Below are 20,082 nucleotides of genomic sequence, written 5' to 3'. Positions count from 1 at the left end.
GGGTAGCGACGGCGGGAAGACGTCATGAAGCCCTCGCCGCTTTCAGGTGGTGAGGGCTTCTGGCCGTAGCATCGATGCGGCCAACGCGTCTTCCGCAATCTGCGCCGCCCCGACGAGAGAGGTGAGCGCAGACTCCGGCATCGTCCCGGCTCCCAGGCCGGAGGCGGTCACCACCGTCGACAGCGCCTTGCGCTGCACGGTGGTCAACTCCGTCACAGGGCTGCGGTATCCGAGCACCTCGCGTGCGGCATACCCGTCCCCGGCCTCGACCACCTCCACGGCGGCCTGCGCGAGGACGCGATCGGCCGTTTCCGCATCTACGTCACCGGCGAGGGTCGCCACGGTCAGCCCGAGCCGAGCCCGGAAGACGGCATACCCCGGCACCGGCACCGGCGGCTGCCCGAGGAAGCCGTCCGCCATCGCCGGGATGTCCCGATCGGCCGAGGTGCTGTTCTTCTCCGCGCACATCACCGCCAGGCAGGCCGCGACCTGCCGCTCCCACGGCTCCGTCACCGCGCTCGCCTCCAGCACCGCGCGCGCCGCCGGCAGCGCGCCGCTCAGACAGCGAGAGATGATCATGGCTTGGCGGCCTTCCATGAGGTGCAGGCCGATGCCCTTGTTCGCGGTGGCGTGCGCGACCGCCTCCTCCCAGCGCCCCGCGAGCGCCAGAGCACGGATCCCATCGGCGAGGTACTGCAGCCACACCCATTCCCGGAGTTTGTGGTGCTCCTGCCGTGTGCCGGTGAGGGTGGCCAGCGGCAGCGTGCGCCCGTCGACGACCAGGTCGGTCCCGGAGGTGACGGCCCGATACATCGCCTCCATCAGCCGCAGCGCCCGCTCCCCGGCCTCGGCGCGGATCTGCAGGCGGGCGAGGTTGAGGGCGGGCTCCAGCATGTACCGGGCCTGCAACACGGTCAGCGGAGGCTCGACCGCTCGGTAGACGTCGATGTGCTGCCAGCACAGGTCACGGGCGAGGTCGGGCAGACCGCAGTCGCTGGCCAGCAGCGCGGCCTTGTTGAGCGCGTGCGCCGCCTCGGCCATCACCTCCGCCTCCGACAGTCCGGGGGTGGCGGCGAGTTCGGCAAGCTCGCCGATCTCCGTGACCCGGGCGGCAAGCGCCGGGCAGGCGGGCCGGGGCCGGCCGAGCAGCGGGAAGCGGCGCACGGCGGCGTGCAACGTGGTGGTGTCCACAGGTCAACTCCTCGGGAGGACGGCGGTACTCGCCGCGCGAGCGAGGACGCCTTGGGTGGCGGCGGACAAGCCGAACCGGTTCCAGTGGAAGATCACGACGTGGACCAGGAGGGCGCGCACCCCGCGGTCCAAGCGGCCCGCGGCCGCCGCCTCACCGAGCCGGCGGCCGGCCGTCTCGAATGCGGCGAGCCAGGGCGCGGCGAACGCGACCGGCCCGCCGGGCGCGAACAGGGCGCTGCCCATCGCCGGGACGGACAGCAGGGTGCGCAGGCCGCTCACCAGGTCGGTGAGGCGGGCGTGGTCGGCGGCCGAGGGCGCGGGCCGGATCTTCGCCACCCGGGCGAAGACGTCGCCGCGCTCGAAGAAGTCCAGCCCGGCCGCGCCCAGCAGGGCGTTGACCAGCAGGACGGACAACTCGCGGCGGCCCAGGCCCGGCGTCTTCTGCCGCGCGTAGTCCAGCACGCCGTGGCTGTCGGCGCAGAACAGCGTGTGGGTGATGTCCATGGCGGCAGGTCCGCCGAAGGCCGCGGTCTCCGGCTCGTACACGGTCGGCCACCAGCGGGCTACCAGCCCGCCGGCGGTCAGCTCATCGAGCACCTGGTCCACTGCTGCGGTGTCCGCGCCGTGCAGCCGCACCCGCCAGCAGGGATGCTTGCGCAGGAACCACCAGCCGGCCACGGACCCGGAGGCGTGGAGCTCATCCAGGCGCGGCCCGAGCCGCCGGGCGCCGACCGTCTCCGCGGTGTCCCAGCCGGCGAACTCGACCCGCACCTGGTAGCACTCCCGTTCGGCGCGTCGCTCCAGCGCGGCGAGCCCGGCCGCCTGGTACGCCTCCACGGCGTCATCGAGATCCGCGCGGTCGATGCCGAGGTCGGCGGCGGTGGCCACCGGGTCCGCGCCCGCCAGGACGGCGAGCACCCCGGCGGCGAGCTCGTGCGGCGGGGCGGTGGTCAGGTGATCAGTAGGCATGCGTCCCATCCCGAGTGCGGCGGCGCGCTGCGCCGTACGGTCTCCAAGGCCAGGCCCACCCCGGTGGCTCCGGTCAGCAGCCCGGCCTCACCGTCCGGGGCGGCCTGCGCGTGCTGGGCCAGTGCGGCGGCCACCGCGGGGAGCCGCCGGCTGATCGCGGGGCCCTGGGCGTCGAGGGCGGCCCGGTAGGCGGTCTGATACACCCCGGCCATGCCGTGGCACAGACCCGCATCGGTGATGCGGTTGAGCTGCCGGTCGGTCAGGCACGCGGCCAGGGCCTCCTCGGCGGCCGTGCGCCGCGCGTGGTCGCCGGTGGCGAGGGCGGCGAGCTGCTGGGCGCGGGCGATGCTGAGCGCCCCGTAGCACCACGACGGCCGCCCGGGGCCAGGCTGGGCGGGACGGCCGGCGCGGATTTCCTGCCGGGTGACCCACTCCGGCCACCACGGACCGTCCACCGACTCCTGTTCCCACCGGTCGAACCAACCGCACAGGTGCTCGATCGCCTCGCGTTGGCCGCCGACCACGCAGCCGCGGCGCAGGGCGAGGGCGAGCAGAGCGAGCAGCCCGGCCGCGCCGTGCGCCATGCCGGAGTTCGCGTGCCCGCCTGGGGTCGGCCGGATCGGGTCCGGGTTGTGATCCACCCACCAGCCCGGCAGCCCGTCGCGGCGCGGCTCGGTCAGCTGGACGACGTAGTCCAAGACGTCGGCGAGCGTGTCGCTGCCGGGCGCCCGGAGCAGCAACAGGGCGCCGAGCCCGGCCAACCCGTAGAACAGGTCGTACTCGCGGAACGTCGCCGGTTTGGCGTTTCGCATCCGGCCGGTGGCGGCCGTCAGGCGCCGCCGGGTCAGGCGGTGCACGTGCCCGTCCAGGGCTTCGGCCGCCGACCGGTAGCCGGGGTGCCCGCCGGAGGCCGCGGCGTGCAGCACGAACGCGAGGGCGGGCACCCCGTAGTACAGGCCGGCATGCGCGGCGGCATCGACCGGACCGGCCGTCGCCTGCCGGATGCGGGCGTGCGCGCTTGCCCAGTCGCCGGTCCCGGCCAGGGCGCACTCGATGGGCAGGAGCGCCGTTCCGGCCATCCCGGCCGCCAGGGATTGCCGGGCCGTCTCCTGGGCGGTGAGCACCACTGGGCCGGTGGCCGCGCCGGTCACAGGGCACCGGCCAGGGCCAGGGCGCGCAGCGCTGCGGCACGCGCCAGTCGGCCGGTCACCTTCTCCGTTTCGGGATCGACCCCGACCGCGCGCACGTGGTGTTCGTGCAGCAGAGTGCGCAGCACGGTGGCCGGGTCACGCTGGGCGGCCAGGGCGTGATGGTAGGCGGCCAGCGCCGCCTGCCGGACCTGCCACGCGGCCGCCACGGCATCACCGCCGGGCAGGGCCCGCACCACCGGGAACTCCTCGCCCGGGGCGGCCAGGCGAAGGACGTGGTCGCGCAGGGCGCGTTCCAGCGGCCCGGTCTGCTGGGGCAGGCAGTCGAGCAGCGCCCGGTACCCGGATACGGGATCGGTGGTGAAGTGCGCGGCCAGGTGCGCCATCGACGCGGCGGCCAGCGCCTGGGCGGGCAACCCGGAGGCTCCGGCCACGGCCAGCTGGGCGACGGCGGCGGCCGTGTCAGCGGCGAACACCTGCTCGGCCGCCTCCAGAGCCGGACCGTCGCCGTAGCGGGCCGGATGCTGCGGCAAAGACGCCAAGGTCAGGTGCGCGGGCAGACCACGCGCGTGCAGGTCGGCGGCGAAGGCCGCCAACCGCTCCGCGACCGGCCCGTACAGGGCGGGGTCGGCCAACCGCAGGGTCACCGCGAGATACTGATCGGCTTCCGGGCGGACCATGTTCCGGTACCGAGACACCCACCAGCGCTGCACCAGGCCGTCGAGACCGGCGACGAAGGCGGGCAGGCGGCGGGTGAGGAGCTCGTCGAACCGCGCCGGGTTACCGACGAGCTGCGCATGCACCAGCGGGGAAGCCCCGGGCCGAAGGAGCGCGCCCGGCGCCGCCATCACCGGTAAGCGCCGCGGCGGCGGGGACACCAGCGTCATCGGGATCAGCAGCTCGGCCGGCCGCCCGATCCATCCCTGCCCGGCCTGCCCGCCGTCCTCGGTCAGCTCGATCCGGCCGGTGCGCTCCAGCCGTGCCCGCAGCAGAGCACGATCGAGCGGCTGGTCCAGATCGAGGGGCAGGCGCAGCTCCCCGGCGCACAATACGACCCGCGCCGGCACCTGCCACCGGCCCCGCCAAGCCCCGAGCACGCTCTCCCAGTCCCGGCCGGTAGGGGAGGTCGGCAGGTCGCTGCTGGTGGGAGTCCAGCGGGCAGCAGCCAGCACGGTGCGCCGGTAGCGGATGCGCGGGATGTACGGCAGGACGCGGGCGGCCCCGAAGTCGAGCGGGCCGAACACCGCGCTGCGGGCGTCGGCGACCTCGGCGATGAACCGCGCCAACGGCGGGCTCTGGACCGCGGTGTCCAGCGCGTGCGGGATCCGGGGGATGACCCGCCGCCCGGTGGAGCGCTGCACCAGGTACATGTGGGCGGCATCCGCGGTGACCGCCAGGTCGTCCACACCGATCACCTGCCCGTCGCCGTCCGGGTGCTCGGCCAGGGACACCACCGCAGGGACGAGCCGGGGGACGCGGGTGACGTTGGCGTTGTGCGGGCGCCGGGGAGGGAACGACACCTGCACCACCACCGCGTCATCGTCGCCGGCGGCGGCGTAGGAGGCGGCCAGCCGGTCGCGGTCGGCGCCGTCGAGCAGCGGCGCGAACCGTCCGGCCATGCTCGTGTACGCGCGGGGCGAGGCGGTGACCCACAGCTCGAACTGTCCGGCGTCGATCGCCGCGGTGGAAGCGGCATGCAGGGCGGCGCCGAACTCGATGCGCTGCGGCGGCACCATGTCACCGTGATCGCCCACGGTCAGCGCCTGCACGTCGGCGTCGGTCAGGGCGATCTCCTGCGCGCCGTTCAGGGCGGCCCGCTGGATCAGCGCCAGCATGGTGGTATCGCGCTCCGTCAACGTCCGCCAGGTGGGCCGGGCCCGCGGCGCCCCGAGGTACCCGCCGGGGTAGCCGAGCCCGGAGTCGGCGACCAGTTCCCGCACCGGCACCAGGGCGCCGGGCCCGTAGCGGGCGCGGAACCGGGCGTGGTAGTCCAGCCACGCCGCCGTCCCGAAGGGCTTGGTGCCGATGCGCAGCAGGACCCCGGCGGCGAGTGCGGCCTCCTCCAGCACCCGCTCGGGGATGCTGACGCGGGCGTCCAGCAGGACATCGGCGGCCAGGACCGGCCCGGTGCCGGGGGCCAGCGCGGTCATCTGCTCGGCGGCCGAGGTCCGAAGCCGTACGGCCTGCTGCGGGTCGGGGCTGGTGTTGTGGCGGGTCAAGCGGGCGCTGATGTCCTCCAGCTCGGCCAGGACCGCCGCGACGTCACTCACGTGGGCGGCTCCGGCCGCGCGCAGCGCACTGATCAGGTGGGTCAGGGGGTCAGCGGCCGTCATCGGCGGGCGCAGGCTCGTGATCAGGATGCGCTGGTCAACCAGCGCGTGCAGCAGGCCGGAGATCTTCTCCAGCGCGGCGGCGGGAAAGTATGCGGCCAGGTGGGCGGCCAGGGCGTCGAAGCGGATCGGCGCGGCGGCGGCAGCCATCGCGACTTGCACGGGCCGGGTGTGGCGGGTGGAGACCTCCCGGGGCGGCCCCGGCGTGCGGGCGCCGATCTCCGCCTGCCGGGCCACGATGATACGGCCGTCGCGGACGATCGCGGTACTGTCGGCCACCACCGTCAGGGCCGGGCGCAGGCCCGGATGCGATTCGAGCCGGTCAACCAGCTCCTGCACCCATTCGGCGTCCGCGCGGACCAGGACGCGGTGATCGGTGCCGACCTTCGCCGCCGCGGGCCCGATGGTCGCGGCGGCGACTCCGGCGAACAGGCCGAACGGGGTGGCGCGGCGCTGCCAGCGCAGCAGGTAGGAGCTCACGGATGTGATGGCGCGGCGCAGGTCCTTGACCGATGCGGTGCCGGAGCCCAGGAGCTGAGCGGTTCGCGCCGCGAGGGCGGGGCTGGCCATCTGCAAGGCCTCACGGACCTCTCTGCGCGACCACACCGCCGCTAGCCATTCCCGGCCGTCCCGATCGGTTACGGCCGGGTCGGACAGGTCCAGGTGCGTCGGCGGTTCCAGGCCGCCGGGGTCTGTCGTTGCGCGTACCAGGGCCAGGCCGGTGTGCTGGTAGCGCGTGAACGTGATCATGGTGGTGCACCTCCTTGTCCCCCCGAGCCGGAAGCCGTACCGCCGGCGCCCGAGGTGAAGGCGCCGGCGGTACGGGGTGGGTCAGGACGGGTCGAGCGAGCTGGTGGTGCACGCGGTGGTGCTGCACGACTGGCCGCAGCCGTCACTCGTGTCGCACATCATGATGACGAGCGGGGTGGTGGACTCCACTACCTGCATGTCCAGCACGAACTCGTCGTCGCCGACGGTGGGGTCCTCGACCGTGGGGTCGAGGGTCAGTGGTGCCATTGCCGATCACACTCCTCACTTGGGGGTTGGGTGTGGTGCGCCTGGCTCGCGTGGCGGTCAGCTCATCGCGGGCCAGGAGATCGTGACCAGGCCGTGGGCCTTGGGAAGAACGACCGCGTCCTTCGGGATCTGGGTGGGGTCGCTGCCGTTCGGCCAGAAAGCGAACGTGGGGGAACTCCTGCGGGCGTGGCGGTCCCATGCCTGGATCTGCTCGACCATCGCGGTCGCCGCCTCCTGCGCGGAGGCTGGCGGCCCGTAGGCACCTGCCCCGAACTCCGCGCCGCGGCCCTCCAGGGCCGGGCGCACCGCCAGGTAGGCGAACGCGTCCTTGTGTACGACCCCGTAGGGGAACCAGGTGCCGCGCTCGGCGGCCAGGTCGGTGCCGTCGTCGGCGGCGACCCGGCAGAAGCCGGGCAGGAAGGACGCGAACCACAGGTGCAGGTCGGCGAACGAGACGCCGTGCTTGGTCGTGACGCCGGACCACGCGGTCGTGCGTTCGGTCGCCAGCACCCCGTTCAGCAGGGCCGGGTCCTCCGGGGCGCCGGTGTCGAACCGCAGACTGATGTGGCGGCCATGGCCATCGGGGAGCTGGAAGATCCGGTCGGGGTGTTCGCCGTCCCCCTGGACCGCGACGAAACCGCACACCTCGGCTGAGGTGCTCACCAGGTGGTCGCCCTCCCGGCGGAACCCGATCGAGCGGGTGATCCCGTTCATGCGCAGCGGTACGACCAGGCGGCCGTCCGGAGTGAGCTGCTCCAGCCACGCTGGGGGAATGTCCCAGACCCCCACGGTGACCACGATTGCGTCGAACGGCTCGGAGGCGGGCACGCCGTGCTCGGCGTCGGCCAGCACGACCTCCACCCGGCTGCCGTATCCGGCCGCGTCCAGCAGGGCGCTGGCCCGGTCGGTCACCTCCGGGTCGATGTCCATGCTGACGACGCGGCCCTTGGTGCCGACGACCTCGGCCAGGAGCGCGGCGTTGTAGCCGCCGCTGCCGATCTCCAGAACGCTCATGCCAGGTTTGAGTTCGGCCTGCTCGATCATCTGGGCCTGGATGAACGGCGCGGAGACCGAGGAGATGATCGCCCCGTGTTCGTCCCGCTTGGTCGCCACTGCGTCGTTCGCGTTGTACGCGACCTCCAGTGGTGTTTCCTCTGGCACGAACCGGTGCCGCTCCACCGTGGAGAAGGCGTCAGCGACCCGGTCGCTGACGATCATCCCCTGCTTGCGGAGCTGCTGGACGAGGGCCTCGCGCAGCAGCTCGGCGGAGGGGGTGACGTCGGCGTTCGTTTCCATGGTCATCTGCGGGTTCCTTCGGTCGTAGGTGCGGTCCTGCGGTGCGGTTGTTCAGGTCGGGTTCGCGATCGGCCAGAGCCGCGAGCATAGATACCTCAGGTGGTCCGGGTGCCTCCGATGGGCAATCGCCTGCCGGAGGCACCCGGCGGCCGTGGTTCGACGGCTCCATGCCCTGGTGCCGTCCGGCCGTTGTGCGCCCTGCGGGCTCCCGGTGCCCGCAGGGGGTGGATCGGCGCGACAGCGCAGGAGGCGAATGGGTTCCCGCGCTGCCGCGCCGGCTCATGGAGGGCCCGGGACGCTGAGCCGGTCGGCCGCCGTGGTGAGGTCTTCCGGCAGCAGGTTCCACCGGTGTACGAGCCGGGCCGCCGCGGACTGCTGCCGGAGGCGCCTACGGATCCACCGCAGGGTGAGGAAGCTCCGGCGTGTGATCACCGATCGGCCTGCGGGGGGATCCCTGCGAAGCCCGGCATCGCGCCGAGGAGCTGGTGTACCGACAGCGGCAGGGGAGCCTTCTCGGTGGAGGGCTCGCCGGCGGGGTCGCTGGACACGGGCGCGGGGATGTAGTTCTCGGGCATGTCAGGCTCCAGCATGGTGATCGGCGGAAACGGATGAAGCTTGCCCGCGGCCTCGGCGAGACCTGCGTCGGTGCTGGGGGACTGCGCTCCCCTTCACCGAGTGGTCACTGCCGAGGCCGCGGGGGGTGATCTGGCAGGCGCCCGTCACCGGCCTGATGGGTGTGGTCGGCCGGAGGCGCGCCGTGGGGAGCATGCGCGCCTGCCAGAGGTCGTCCTCGGCCCGGACCATGCGGTCCCAGAGGCCTTCGAGGGTGCGGTCATGGACCGTGGGGCAGTCATCGGGGTCGCAGAGATACCAAGCGGTGAAGCGGCCACTCCATGGTCCCCACATGATCGCCCAGCGGCCTCCGGTGCGGGCTTGAAGCTCGCGGGCTGTGGCGGCATGGGCGGCGTCATACGGGCGCGGCATGAGAAGTCATCTCTTCCAGGTAGAGGTCAGCGAGGGTGCCGGCGGTGCCCGCGCGGATACGTGCCACGATGTCGGCCCGGAGCGCGGCGCGGTGCTTGGTGAGCCGCGCGGCCGCGCCCTGGGCTGTGAAGGTCAGGACGAGGAGCGGCCGGTCCCTGCCCGGGATGGCGGCCGCGGGGGCGGTCCACCAGATGGCGCGGCCGTCTGTCCGGGCGACCAGACCGTGCCATACCGAGATCAGGGCGTGGCCGGACGCGAGCAGGTGCACATCCGCGGAGACGTGATGGCTGCTCCGCAGGAGCTCGGTGAGCTGGCGGGCTGTCTGTTCGGCCGCCACGGCGACGGCGTCCCGCTCAGGCATCGCGGCCCCCTCTCCCGGTGAACGTCGCCGACTGCGATCCGTCCGGCCCGTAGAGGATCACGCCGCCGTCGCTGACCCACACCGTCGTGGCATCGCTGCCGGTGGCGTTCAGCCTCATGAACATGCCGTGACCCGACACATGCGTCGGGCAGGAGGACTGCTGAGGGGCGGAGCCGGAGATCATCGTGAGGACTTCCTCGAGGATCGGAAGTGCGTGAGCGGGGATGCTCCTACGGTTCCATCTCTGCTACGGAAGGTCACGGACGGTGGTGTCCATATCTTTTGGACACGCGCTGAAGCCTTCACCTGCGGAAACCAAGCGCTGCGGCGCGAGGTTTGGACACTCCGTTCTCAGCGGGCCCGGTCACGCCGGGCCGTACCCGGTTACCGTGATGCCAGATGCCACCGCTACAGGGAGCGGCCGATGTCAGCACGTGCCAAGCCCGGCGCCAAGGCCGTGCGTGAGGCTCTGCGCCAGGAGATGCAGGAGGCCGGGTGCAGCCTGGCCGAGATCGTCACCGAGATGCGGACACGCTGGCGGATGCGCCCCCGGGAGGCGTGGCGCCACGCCTACGGCTGGACCCTCCAGCAGGTCGCCGACCGGATCGACGCGGCCGCCGCCGCCCGCCCCGGCAGCGCGCTGGCCTGTGACGCCTCCCTGGTCGGCAAATGGGAACGCTGGCCTGACCGGGCCGGACGCCGGCCCACGCTGCGGGTGCTCACCCTGATGGCCGACGTCTACGGGTGCGCGGTCGAGGACCTGCTCGACCTGGAAGACCGGCAGGCGTTCCCGGCCGAGGAACTCCTCTTGCTCCAGCGGCCCGAGCCGCCTACCGGACCCCCTCCCGCCCCGGCCGAGACCGAGCCGGAAAGCCCGCCGCCCGCCGGGGCCGAGCTGGTGCGCGCCGCGGCATCGGAGTCCGCTGTGTGGGCGGCCTGGGCCGAGACCACGAACGTCGGGGACTTCGCCCTGGAGCAGCTGCTCGCCGACACGCGAACGCTGGCCACCGCCTACCTCAGCGAGGACCCGCTGACGGTGTTCACTCAGGCCCGTCGCCTCCGTGACCAGGTGTTCGCCCTGCTGGAGGGACACCAGTACCCGCGGCAGGCCACCGAGCTGTACGCCGCGGCCGGGTACCTGTGCGCGCTGCTGGCGTGGATCAGCTCCGACCTGGGCCAGATGCAAGGGGCCGACACCCAGGGCCGTACCGCCTGGCTGTGTGCCGAGCTCGCCGGTAACAACGAACTGCGGGCGTGGGTGCTGTCCACCCGCAGCAAGATCGCCATGTGGGACGGGCGGCTGCGAGAAGCCATCACCTACGCCCGCCGCGGCGCCACCTACAACCCCCAGGGCAGCGTGGGCGTGATGCTCGCCTCCCAGGAGGCGGACGCCTGGTCCCTGCTGGGCGCCGCCGAGGAGGCCCGCACGGCGGTCCTACGCGCCGCCGACGCCCGCGATCACGCGGTCGGCACCGACGAGGTCGGCGGGATCTTCGCCTGCCCGGAGTTCCGCCGCGCGAACTACGCCTCGGCGGTGCTGCTGCGCATCGGCTCGCCGGACGAAGCGCTGCGCGAAGCCGAAGCGGCGTTCGCCCGCCGGGAACCGCGCGCCTACGGCACCGCCGCGCAGGTCCGCATCGTCCAGGCAGCCGCGCACCTGACGTTGCGCCAACCGGACGGCGCGGCCGAGGTGCTGCGCTCGGTCTTCGCGCTGCCCCCGCAGCAACGACTGGAGCCGGTGACCCGCCGGGTCCAGGAGCTGGGCGCTGCCCTGGCTCGCTCCGCCATGGCCGACAGCACGCCGGCGGTCGGTCTGCAGGCGGCGATTCAGGAATGGTGCCTGGAGTCAGCCCCGCGGGTACTTGCCCTCTCGCGGGGAGAGGAAGCGATTTGATGGGATGGCCGCATGAGCGATGAACAGCGGATGGCGGATCACTGGTGGTGGCGGCCCGGCTGGAGCCAGAGGCGCCGCTTCTACACCTGGCATATGACCTTCACCGATGCGCCGGACGTGCATCGGATCGCCGAGCAGTACCGCCAGGGACTGAAGGGCGTGGACGGCCTGGATCTGGTGCCGGATCGGTGGCTGCACCTGACCATGCAAGGGCTCGGGTTCGTCGACGAGGTGTCCGAGGACGACGTGCAGGCGATTGTTTCCGCGGCCGCCACCCGCCTGGCCGCGATCCGGGCGTTCGAGCTGACGCTCGACCGGCCGCAGATCACCCCCGAGGCGATCCGCTGGGAAGGAACCCCCGCCGCGCCGGCGGCCGCCGTACGTTCGGCGATCCGTGAGGCGATCGGCGAGGTGTGGGAGCAGGTCCCTGAACCGGCCGAAGGGTTCGCTCCGCACGTGACGATCGCCTACAGCAACGCGGATGGGCCTGCCTCGCCGGTCGCGGCGGCTCTGGACGCGGTTGATGCTGCTCCTGCGGTAGCGGAGATCCGCAGCGCGGAGCTGATCGTGCTGAACCGCGATCGGCGCATGTACGAGTGGGAGACCTACGCCACCGTGCCGCTGCTGCAGAGATAGACGAGTGATCGCCGTTTCGCCTTGGAAACCACCAGGGCGAAGCGGCGTACCCGTGACCCGCGGGTAGGTCCACCGAAGATCAACTTCCTGTAACGATGCGCGACACACCCGATGAGGTCGCGCCTGAGCCTGGAGTTGTCGGCGAACGGCATGATCGCCCCCGGCACCTGGACGGAGCAGACCTCGCCGACCGGTTACTACAAGGGCGCGACCTACCACGGAACACTTCAGATGCTCGTGGATCCGATGGGCCGGGCGATGCACGGCAAGTGGCTCGGATTCGGCAAGAACTTCAAGGTCAATTCTGGGGAGTGGGAGCTGTCGTGGGTGGACCGGCCGCTGTCGGCCCGCGACCTGCGCCAGTACCACCACAAGCTCTGAACTGCGCTTACGGTACTTTCTCCACCGGCCCGGTGATCACCGCGACGATCACGCTCTGGGGAGGAAACGCGCCCTGCTCGGCGAGGGTGAAGATACCCCGCATCATCTTCGCTGCGTAGATCCAGTCCAGCAGTATCCCGTGCCGGTCGGCGAAGTCGGCGATGAACACCTCCAGGTCGGCGCTGCGCTTGGCGTAGCCGCCGGCGTGGAAGCCGTGGTCGATCTCCCAGTTGGTGAAGGTGCGGCCGTAAGCGTCCATCTGGAGCCGGGCGACGTCATCCGCGAGGAACCGGCCGCCTTTCAGCACGGAGAATCCGAGAGCGCGCTGGTCAGAGGCCAGGCCGGCGGCGATCCCGGCCAGTGTGCCGCCAGTGCCGACCGGGCAGCAGATGATGTCGAACGGCACGTCGATCTCTGCGGGAAGCTCGGCGCAGCCGCGCACGGCCAGGTCGTTGCTGCCGCCCTCCGGAAGCAGGTAGAACGAGCCGAAGCACCGTCGAAGCTCCTCGGTGACGGCCGTGGTGTGCTTGGTGCGGTAGGTGGTGCGGTCCAGGTAGGTCAGCCTCATCCCGCAGCCGGTGGCGAAGGTGAGGACATCGTTGAGCGGGAGGTGCTCCTCACCGCGGATGACGCCGATGGTCCTGAACCCGAAGCGGTCGCCGGCGGCTGCGACGGCCCGCACATGGTTGGAGTAGGCGCCGCCGAAGGTGAGCAGGGTGTCGTGCCCGAGAGCGGCGGCCCGCGTCAGATTGTGTTTCAGCTTGCGCCACTTGTTGCCCGGCAGCAGGGGATGGATCAGGTCGTCGCGTTTCAGGAGCACGCGGATGCCGAAGCGGGTGAGCCGAGCGTCGTGCAGCTCGACCAGAGGGGAGTAGGGAATCCAGTCGAGTTCGCTCAGATCATGCCCGGGTCGGGTCATGATCTCAGGATGCCACGGCGCCCGGCGGCTCCGTGACGATGCGGCCCCGGTCGCCGTTGTAGACGCGGTGCAGCAGTTCGACGGGTCGGCCGTCGGCCGCGCTGGTGATGCGGGTGAACTCGAGCACGGAGACGGTGTCACGGACCTTCAGCGTTTCGGCCTCATCATCAGTGGCGGCACGGGCGTTGACGTACTGAGCGATGCGCGCGGTGTTGAGGTCGATCAGGTTGCACACGGCCGGCAGGATGTGGGTTTCGGTGGTGGATCTGCTGGTGAGGGCCAGCTCGGTGCCCACGACGAGGGCTTACGGATAGGTGACGCGCTCGATGTAGATGGTGCGCTCGACGATAAGCCTGCGTCGGCTGCGATGAACAATCCCAAACCCGAGCGCGTTCGCGGCGTTGGATAGCAACACATCCGGATGATGCCTCTCCGCGTGACGTGTGGCCCATCGATACCGCTCCGGCTATCTCGCAGTTCGTGGCATCACTGTGTCGGCTTGACCAGGTCATTGACCCTATGCGCCCATCAAGTCGTAGCGCGTCCTCCATCGGTGATTAACGCGGCTGCCGTAGTGCTGTGACCGGCCGATGGGAGCTTGCCGGTCCACATGGCAAGAAGATATGTCGCGAGCTTTCTGATATTTGTTGTGTATTCGTCTTTCATGCGGGTTTGCGTATGGTCCATAATCGCTACCTGGACAGCATGATCACCTGGTGCGTGCAGGCATGGGAGGGTTCGCATGAATCAACGTGCAGTACGGCGAAGCGTGCGCCCGCAGGTCCGATTGACGCCTAAGAGGGTGCGGGTGCGGCGGGGCCTCCTCGGACGCAGCCGAGCCCCGACGGTGATGACTTCTCCTTGTTCGCATGTCTCGATGCCCTGGCGTGTTCCGTTGAACGCAGTCAGTCACATTGTCCACCGTGTGTTCGCGTTGCGGACTCCGAGGTTCGCCCCTTCTCTGTCCTTGACTTCCCTCCCTGACGCAATAGAGGCATCAATGACGACCGCACATCCGAACAGCGAACCTCTGTTCCATGCCCGGATGGCAGTAAACGTGCGTTTGACCGAAACATGCCGGAAATCTCCCTCAGGTGCGATCTGACGCACACGAATGCCGGGGGATTCCCTGCGGACTGAATCAAGGAGGGCCGCCTGATCGGGACCTGCTCCTGTTTCCCGGGGTCAGGAAGGCCGGAGCCGTGCCGTCCGCCCCAGGACACCCCGGGGAAGATCCCTCCAGTTCGTCTGCTGCACCGCGCTGGCCCGACCCCCAGACCAGCGCGGCGACCAGCTCTCCAACCGGCGCGGACCACCGCGCTCCCCTTACCCGCACACCCCCGACAGGATCGGCTCTCAGGGTGTGCGCGTGCGGGCCGGCCAGTACCTCCCTCACGGTGCCGGTCGGTCCGCACAACTCCGGAGCGCCAGGGAGCGCCCCTTGCTGGAACATCCACGACGCGCCTGCCGCCCCCGACCCCTTGAGGACCTGCCATGCCGCACCCCCTGATCGAGGTGCTCCTCGCGCTGTGCCTGGTAGCCGCTGTGGCGATCGCGGTGCACCAGTGGCGCGTGGCCGCCGCCCTGCGCCACCAGCACACCGCCCTGCTCGGTGAACTGCGCGCCCGCGATGAGGAAGCCCGCCACCTGGTGGAGGTCCGGCTCCCCGCGCTGGCCGAATCCCTGTTCCAGCCGTTGGTACCGGTGCCCGGACCGCTGCACGCACACCTGGCCGCCACCGAATACGGCCACAGCATGCAGGCGGCGATGCAACAGCTGGACCACCACGTCCGCTCCGCGCTGGCCCGCGCCGACCAGGCCGCACGCGCCACCCTGCAGGCCACGATGCGGGGCCTGCAGGGCCTGACCAGCGAGCAGCGCCGCGCCATCTCCGACATGCAAAGCCGCTACGACCATCCGGGCATCCTGGACGCGCTGCTGGGGATCGATCACATGAACGCCCAGATCAGCCGGCGCGCCCAGGCGGTCGCGGTGCTGTGCGGCGCCTGGCCGGGACAGCAGCGCGGCGACGTCGCGCTGGAGGACGTCGTACGGGGCGCCATCTCGCGTGTCCGTGACTTCCTGCGGGTGCAGACCGCCGCGCAAACCGACCAGCTGGTGGTCGGCCGGGTGGTCGAACCGGTGGTGCTGGCCGTGGCCGAGCTGCTGGACAACGCCACCCGCCACTCGCCGCCCACCACCGGCGTCGAGGTGAGCATCAAGTGGGTGCACAACGGCGCGGCCATCGTGATCGACGACGGCGGCATCGGCATGCACGAGCAGGACAAGCAGAAGGCCACCGAGATCCTGTCCGGAGCCCAGCCGGTGGACATCACCCGGCTCGGTGACCCCCCGAAGATCGGGTTCCCCGTCATCGGGGCACTGGCCCGCCGCTACGGCTTCCAGGTCACGGTGGACTCCCAATCCCCCTACGGGGGCGTGCGCGCCGTCATCCTGCTGCCCACCGCGCTGCTGGCCCACCCGAGCGCTCAGGACGCCCCCGCCCTGCCTCCACCGCCGGTCTCGGCTCCCGCCCAGTCGCCGCCTGCGGGGCTCTACCCTCAGCGCCGCCGCCGGGCCGCCGATCCGGTGCTTCAGCAGCCCCAGCCCGCCGTGACAGGCGCGCCGCCACGCAGCCCGGAACAGGCCGCCGCGGTCGCGGCCGCCTTCCAGCAGGCCCCGCGCGCCGCCCGCACCGCCGCCTCGCCCGATCGAGAAGGAAACCCGCTCTCATGACCACCCCTGCCTGGATGCTCAACGACCTCGTCAACCTGCCCGGTGTCCGGCACGCGATCGTGCTGACCGCCGACGGCCTGGTGGACGTCCACTCGGCCGGCATCCCCCGGGACGCGGCCGACAAGTTCGCCGCCGCCCTGGCGGGACTGCAGTCCCTCAGCCGCAGCACCGCGGAATTCTGCGCCGACAGCCCGCACGCCCCCTGGCAGCAGACCCTGGTCGAGTTCGACACCGGCTACCTGCTCACCACGGCGGCCGGAACGGGCTCCTACCTGGCGGTCTCCTGCACGAGCGACGTGGACCTGCCGATGATCAGCCACCGCCTGCACCAGCTCGTCGACCGGCTGGGCCGGGAGATGACCAATCCGCCCCGCAACGGCACCGCACCTCGCCCATGACCGGGGCCCGCCGCGACAGCGACCTGGTACGGCCGTATGTGGTGACCGGCGGCCGCGCGCACCCCCGTATCCCCCTCGACCTGGTGACGCTGGTGGTCACCGTCGCCGATGCCCCCGCCAGCAGAGGCGACCCCGCCACCGGCCCGGAAAAACGCCGGATGCTGGCACTGTGCCGCGGCGGCGCCCTGTCGGTGGCCGAGATCGCCGCCCACCTGGCGTTGCCCGTCAGCATCACCAAGGTCCTCCTCGCAGACCTGGTCGACGCCGGGCTCCTGGCCACCCGCCCGCCCGCGTCCACCACCCACGGCCCCGACATCCAACTGCTGCAGGAGGTATTAGATGGGCTCCGCGCCCTGGTCGTCTGAACGCCACGAGACGGCCTATCTCGACGCCGCGGTGGAACGCTCGGTGAAGATCCTCATCGCAGGCAACTTCGGCGTCGGCAAGACCACCCTGGTGGGCGCCATATCGGAGATCGAACCGCTGCGCACCGAAGAGATCATGACGCAGGCCGGCGCCGTCGTCGACGACCTGGCCGGAGCAAGCAGCAAGAACACCACCACCGTGGCGATGGACTTCGGCCGGCTGAGCCTCAACCGCAGCCTGGTGCTGTACCTGTTCGGCGCCCCCGGGCAGCAACGCTTCCACCCCCTGTGGCGCGACCTGGCCTACGGAGCGCTCGGCGCGCTGGTCCTGGCCGACCCGCGCCGCCTGGAGGCCTGCTTCCCGGTGATGGACATGGTCGAAGAACACGGCCTGCCCTACGCCGTGGCCGTCAACCGGTTCGACGACGCCCCCGAGGTGGACCTGGCGGCCCTGCGCGGCGCCCTGGACCTGCTGGAGGAGACCCCCCTGGTCGTCTGCGACGCCCGCCACCGTCCCTCCGCGGCCCAGGCGCTGATCACCCTCGTGCAGTACCTGCTGACCCGCGCCACCAAGGAGCCCGCATGACCTCCGCCCGCCACCGCATCCCGCCTCCCGCCGTCCCACCGGGCGACACCGGCCCGCCTTCGGCCGTCCGCGACGTCGGCCAGCCGCCGATCACGCCGCTGTACGGACCGGAATTCGCCGCCGACCCCCACGAGGTCTACGACCGGCTGCGCCGCTCCCGCGGACCCGTCGCCCCGGTCGAACTCGCCCCCGGCGTGTACGCCTGGCTGGTGCTCGACTACTACGCCGCGCTGGAGGTGCTGCGCAGCCCGCACCTGTACTCCAAGGACCCGCGCAACTGGCGCGCGCTGGCCTGCGGTGAGGTTCCCGCCGACAGCTCCGTCGTCCCGATGATGGGCTACCGGCCCAACGCCTTGTTCTCCGATCAACCGGCGCACAGCCGCTACCGCCAGGCGATCACCGACAGCCTGGCCCGCGTCGACCCGCACGTCCTGCACGGCTCCGTCGCCCGCACCGCCGACCGGCTCATCGACGCCTTCGCCCCCCGCGGCCAGGCCGACCTGTTGGGCGACTACGCCGCCGTCCTGCCGGTGCTCACCATCAACGCCCTGTTCGGCCAGGCCGACGACGCCGGCACCCGGCTGCTGGCCGCCCTGGCCAAGATGTTCGAGGGCGGCGACGGCGCCATCGAAGGCGACGCGCTGTTCACCCGGTACATGGTCGACCTGATCGGCGCCAAACGCGCCCAGCCGGGCCCGGACGTGACGTCCTGGCTGATGGCCCACCCGGCCCGGCTGAGCGACGAGGAGATGATCCACCAGTGCACGTTGCTGATCGCGGCCGGCACCGAACCGGTGCAGAACCTGATCGGAAACGCCCTGTGGCTGCTGCTGGCCGATGACCGCTTCGCCGGCAACCTGTCCGGCGGCACCACCCCTGTCGACGCGGCCCTGGAAGAGGTGCTGTGGCTGGACCCGCCCATGGCCAACTACGCCGTCCACTACCCCCGGCACGACGTCGCCCTGCGCGGGGTTCCCCTGCGCGCCGGTGACCCGGTCGTCGTCAGCCTGGCCGCCGCCAACACCGACCCGAAGCTGAACGCCGCCACCAGCCGGGTCGGCAACCGCGCCCACCTGGCGTTCTCCGCAGGGCCGCACGCCTGCCCCGCCAAAGACCCCTCCCGTCTGATCGCCACCGTCGCCATCGAACGGCTCCTGGACCGCCTGCCCGACGTGCGATCGGCCGTGGCCGCCGCCGACCTGCAATGGCGCCAAGGCCCGTTCCATCGCGCCTTGACCGCCCTGCCCGTGCACTTCACCCCCGTCTGCCCGCCTGTCATTGGAGAGCCCGCATGGACACCGCCCCCGCCTGCCCCTACCGCATCGACGCCACCGGCGCCGACATCCACGGCGAGGCCGCCCGCCTCCGCGCCGCCGGCCCGGCGACGCTGGTGGAACTTCCGGGCGGCATCCAGGCATGGGCGGTGACCGACTCCAAGCTGTTGCGCACTCTGCTGGCCGACCCGCGCGTCTCCAAGGACCCGCGCCAGCACTGGCCCGCCTTCGCCGCCGGTGAGGTCCCGCAGGACTGGCCCCTGTACACGTGGGTGGCCGTCACCAACATGTTCACCGCCTACGGTCCCGAGCACCGGCGGCTGCGCCGGCTGATCTCCCCGGCGTTCACCCCGCGCCGCATCCAGGCGCTGCGCCCCCGTGTCGAGCAGATCACCACCGGCCTGCTCGACACTCTGGCCGCTGTCCCGCCCGGCCAGACCGTGGACCTGCGCGAGGCCTTCGCCTACCAGCTGCCCATGCAGGTCATCGCCGAGCTGTTCGGGCTGCCCGAATCCTCCCGCGACGACATCCGCCGCGTCGTCGACAGCGTCTTCCACACCAGCGCCGACCCCGAAGAGATCCTCGCCACCCAGCGCGACGCCTACACCCTGCTGACCGGCCTGATCGCCGCCAAACGGGAGAAGCCCGGCGACGACATGACCAGCGACCTGATCGCCGCCCGGGACGAGGACGGCGATTCGCGGCTGAGCGAGGCCGAGCTCGTCGACACCCTGTTCCTCATGATCGCCGCCGGGCACGAGACCACCGTCAACCTCATCGCCAACACCCTGGTCGCCCTGCTCACCCATCCCGACCAGCTGGAGGCCGTCCGCACCGGCCGCGCCTCCTGGACGGACGCGATCGAGGAAACCCTGCGCTGGCAGGCGCCCGTGGCCAGTCTGCCCCTGCGGTACGCGGTCGAGGACATCGTCCTGCAGGAGCACGGCATCACGATCGGCAAGGGGGAGCCGATCCTCGCCGGATACGCCGCCGCCGGCCGGGACACGATCCAGCACGGCGAGAACGCCGACGCCTTCGACCTCACCCGCGCCACCCGCGCCGAACACCTGGCGTTCGGCTACGGCGTGCACTACTGCCTGGGCGCATCCCTGGCCCAATTGGAGGCCAGCACCGGCCTGGACGCGCTGTTCGGCCGCTTCCCCGACCTCACCTTGGCCATTCGCTCCGAGGACCTGCAACCGCTGGACTCCTTCATCGCCAACGGCCCCCGCACCCTGCCGGTCATCCTGCGACCGGCCCACGTCGGCTGAGTGGAGCGCCCGCCGCTCAGCAGTGAGTGGGATGCGGGCCTGATCATCGAGTCAGATAGGTCCGGGCCGGGTGCCTGGTGGGCGGCGCCGCTTCTGTGGGCGGGGTCGCCCGCCAGGCACTCGGCCCGCCGCTATGGCTCATCCGCGGATAGGCGAACGTCGCCTGATGGAGCAGGGCGGGGGAGGGGTGTTCTCCTCGCGTGGCGGATCGTGGGGGGAGGCGTGCGGGTCCGCGCGCTTACGTTCGTTGTCGCCCGGAAGACCTCTTGTGCGATTGGAGCTGTGCGGCGGGTTTCCCGGTGGCAAGCCTCCAGAGCTCCCGAGAT

The 20,082-nt window shown here is 71.7% G+C and carries 20 protein-coding genes; 9 read left to right on the top strand and 11 right to left on the bottom strand.

Annotated elements, in window-relative coordinates; translation table 11 throughout:
• Positions 1 to 42 precede the first annotated feature (42 nt).
• From IEZ06_RS23835 to IEZ06_RS23795, 9 genes are all read right to left on the bottom strand, one after another.
• A complete protein-coding gene (locus IEZ06_RS23835) occupies positions 43 to 1,191 on the bottom strand; it encodes a hypothetical protein (protein WP_189238913.1) in 1,149 nt (382 codons plus the stop codon).
• 3 nt (positions 1,192 to 1,194) lie between these two features.
• Positions 1,195 to 2,160, bottom strand: a complete 966-nt coding sequence (locus IEZ06_RS23830) for a thiopeptide-type bacteriocin biosynthesis protein (protein ID WP_189238912.1) — start codon at positions 2,158 to 2,160, stop codon at positions 1,195 to 1,197.
• Entirely contained in the window at positions 2,142 to 3,284 is a 1,143-nt protein-coding gene (locus tag IEZ06_RS23825; protein WP_229798597.1) for a lanthionine synthetase LanC family protein, read from the bottom strand. Before IEZ06_RS23825 ends, IEZ06_RS23830 begins: the two co-directional genes overlap by 19 nt.
• 23 nt (positions 3,285 to 3,307) lie before the next feature.
• On the bottom strand, positions 3,308 to 6,388 hold the full coding sequence (locus IEZ06_RS23820; RefSeq protein WP_189238911.1) for a lantibiotic dehydratase: 3,081 nt from the start codon (positions 6,386 to 6,388) through the stop codon (positions 3,308 to 3,310).
• An 81-nt stretch (positions 6,389 to 6,469) separates the two neighbouring features.
• Positions 6,470 to 6,655, bottom strand: a complete 186-nt coding sequence (locus tag IEZ06_RS23815) for an FxLD family lanthipeptide (RefSeq protein ID WP_189238910.1) — start codon at positions 6,653 to 6,655, stop codon at positions 6,470 to 6,472.
• A 57-nt stretch (positions 6,656 to 6,712) separates the two neighbouring features.
• A complete protein-coding gene (gene fxlM / locus IEZ06_RS23810) occupies positions 6,713 to 7,957 on the bottom strand; it encodes a methyltransferase, FxLD system (protein WP_189238909.1) in 1,245 nt (414 codons plus the stop codon).
• A gap of 422 nt (positions 7,958 to 8,379) precedes the next feature.
• Positions 8,380 to 8,526: a hypothetical protein gene (locus IEZ06_RS23805; protein ID WP_189238908.1), complete on the bottom strand. Its 147-nt coding sequence runs from the start codon at positions 8,524 to 8,526 to the stop codon at positions 8,380 to 8,382.
• A gap of 392 nt (positions 8,527 to 8,918) precedes the next feature.
• Entirely contained in the window at positions 8,919 to 9,296 is a 378-nt protein-coding gene (locus IEZ06_RS23800; protein ID WP_189238907.1) for a hypothetical protein, read from the bottom strand.
• Positions 9,289 to 9,480, bottom strand: coding sequence for a hypothetical protein (locus IEZ06_RS23795; protein ID WP_189238906.1), 192 nt, complete (start codon positions 9,478 to 9,480; stop codon positions 9,289 to 9,291). The genes IEZ06_RS23800 and IEZ06_RS23795 overlap by 8 nt, the downstream gene beginning before the upstream one ends.
• A gap of 240 nt (positions 9,481 to 9,720) precedes the next feature.
• Between IEZ06_RS23795 and IEZ06_RS23790 the strand changes: the two genes are divergently transcribed.
• The 3 genes from IEZ06_RS23790 (at position 9,721) to IEZ06_RS23780 (ending at position 12,207) form a co-directional block, all read left to right on the top strand.
• The gene (locus IEZ06_RS23790; RefSeq protein WP_203872098.1) at positions 9,721 to 11,190 is read left to right on the top strand and encodes an NsdA family TPR-like regulatory protein; all 1,470 of its coding nucleotides are present in this window, start codon (positions 9,721 to 9,723) and stop codon (positions 11,188 to 11,190) included.
• Between the two features lie 12 nt (positions 11,191 to 11,202).
• Entirely contained in the window at positions 11,203 to 11,826 is a 624-nt protein-coding gene (locus IEZ06_RS23785; RefSeq protein ID WP_203872097.1) for a 2'-5' RNA ligase family protein, read from the top strand.
• Between the two features lie 111 nt (positions 11,827 to 11,937).
• Positions 11,938 to 12,207, top strand: coding sequence for a hypothetical protein (locus IEZ06_RS23780; RefSeq protein WP_189238905.1), 270 nt, complete (start codon positions 11,938 to 11,940; stop codon positions 12,205 to 12,207).
• Positions 12,208 to 12,214: 7 nt separating this feature from the next.
• On the opposite strand, the gene IEZ06_RS23775 is transcribed toward IEZ06_RS23780, so the two are convergent.
• Both IEZ06_RS23775 and IEZ06_RS23770 read right to left on the bottom strand, forming a co-directional pair.
• Positions 12,215 to 13,126, bottom strand: a complete 912-nt coding sequence (locus IEZ06_RS23775; RefSeq protein WP_189238904.1) for a 1-aminocyclopropane-1-carboxylate deaminase/D-cysteine desulfhydrase — start codon at positions 13,124 to 13,126, stop codon at positions 12,215 to 12,217.
• Positions 13,127 to 13,130: 4 nt separating this feature from the next.
• On the bottom strand, positions 13,131 to 13,421 hold the full coding sequence (locus IEZ06_RS23770; protein WP_189238903.1) for a UTRA domain-containing protein: 291 nt from the start codon (positions 13,419 to 13,421) through the stop codon (positions 13,131 to 13,133).
• 1,199 nt (positions 13,422 to 14,620) lie between these two features.
• Here IEZ06_RS23770 and IEZ06_RS23765 point away from each other — a divergent pair.
• The 6 genes from IEZ06_RS23765 to IEZ06_RS23745 are packed head-to-tail and all read left to right on the top strand — an operon-like array spanning position 14,621 to position 19,756.
• Complete coding sequence (locus IEZ06_RS23765; protein ID WP_189238902.1) at positions 14,621 to 15,862, top strand: ATP-binding protein; 1,242 nt, start codon at positions 14,621 to 14,623, stop codon at positions 15,860 to 15,862.
• Positions 15,859 to 16,260 carry a roadblock/LC7 domain-containing protein gene (locus tag IEZ06_RS23760; protein WP_189238901.1) on the top strand — a complete coding sequence of 134 codons (402 nt, stop codon included), beginning with the start codon at positions 15,859 to 15,861 and terminating at the stop codon, positions 16,258 to 16,260. Before IEZ06_RS23765 ends, IEZ06_RS23760 begins: the two co-directional genes overlap by 4 nt.
• A complete protein-coding gene (locus IEZ06_RS23755) occupies positions 16,257 to 16,625 on the top strand; it encodes a DUF742 domain-containing protein (RefSeq protein ID WP_068899731.1) in 369 nt (122 codons plus the stop codon). Before IEZ06_RS23760 ends, IEZ06_RS23755 begins: the two co-directional genes overlap by 4 nt.
• Complete coding sequence (locus IEZ06_RS23750) at positions 16,600 to 17,211, top strand: GTP-binding protein (RefSeq protein ID WP_189238900.1); 612 nt, start codon at positions 16,600 to 16,602, stop codon at positions 17,209 to 17,211. Before IEZ06_RS23755 ends, IEZ06_RS23750 begins: the two co-directional genes overlap by 26 nt.
• Positions 17,208 to 18,638 carry a cytochrome P450 gene (locus IEZ06_RS36575; protein ID WP_229798596.1) on the top strand — a complete coding sequence of 477 codons (1,431 nt, stop codon included), beginning with the start codon at positions 17,208 to 17,210 and terminating at the stop codon, positions 18,636 to 18,638. The genes IEZ06_RS23750 and IEZ06_RS36575 overlap by 4 nt, the downstream gene beginning before the upstream one ends.
• Positions 18,602 to 19,756, top strand: a complete 1,155-nt coding sequence (locus IEZ06_RS23745; protein WP_307811740.1) for a cytochrome P450 family protein — start codon at positions 18,602 to 18,604, stop codon at positions 19,754 to 19,756. The genes IEZ06_RS36575 and IEZ06_RS23745 overlap by 37 nt, the downstream gene beginning before the upstream one ends.
• Positions 19,757 to 20,082 lie beyond the last annotated feature (326 nt).

The sequence above is a fragment of the Planomonospora antibiotica genome (assembly GCF_014647955.1).
In the GTDB taxonomy this organism is placed as follows: Bacteria; Actinomycetota; Actinomycetes; order Streptosporangiales; family Streptosporangiaceae; genus Planomonospora; species Planomonospora parontospora.
Note: the sequence above shows the minus strand (reverse complement) of the source record. Positions and strands in the feature narration are given on the sequence as shown.